This window comes from Shigella sp. FC1661 (assembly GCF_001712525.1).
Classification (GTDB): Bacteria; Pseudomonadota; Gammaproteobacteria; order Enterobacterales; family Enterobacteriaceae; genus Escherichia; species Escherichia coli.
This window is the reverse complement of sequence record NZ_MDGW01000479.1, coordinates 1-441: the sequence shown is the minus strand read 5'-3', so window position 1 is coordinate 441 and position 441 is coordinate 1. Positions and strand designations below refer to the sequence as shown.

The following is a 441-nucleotide window of genomic DNA, read 5'->3' as shown; positions in this document are numbered from 1 at the left end:
CGCTTCACCGGGACGTATACCGGAGCTGATGCGCGATCTTGCAAGTATGGGACAACTTGTGAAATTACCGACGAGAAGGGGAAGGGCCTTCCCGAGAGTGGTAAAGGAGAGGCCCTGGAAATACCCCACAGCCCCGAAAAAGAGCCAGTCAGTTGCTTAACTGACTGGCATTACACATCCCGGAGAAGTTTTTTAAGATGGTGAGGTACTTCGGGTTCCTTGCCAACCGGGTGTGTGGAGAGAAGCTGCCGCAGGTGTACCGTGCTCTGGGGATGGATAAACAGGAACCAGTGGCGAAAGTGTGCTATGCACAAATGGTGAAACAGTTCCTGAGTCGTGACTCGTTCGAATGCGTGCTGTGTGGCGGCCGGATGGTATACCGCCGGGCCATCGCGGGACTGAATGTGGAGGGGCTGAAGAAAAACGCGCGGGATATCAGTC

2 pseudogenes are annotated in these 441 nt (G+C 54.9%); both read left to right on the top strand.

The window, feature by feature from the left end:
* Positions 1-160: pseudogene (locus BFF42_RS20830) on the top strand (IS4 family transposase); the annotation flags it as partial.
* Positions 161-164: 4 nt separating this feature from the next.
* Positions 165-441: pseudogene (locus BFF42_RS20825) on the top strand (transposase); the annotation flags it as partial.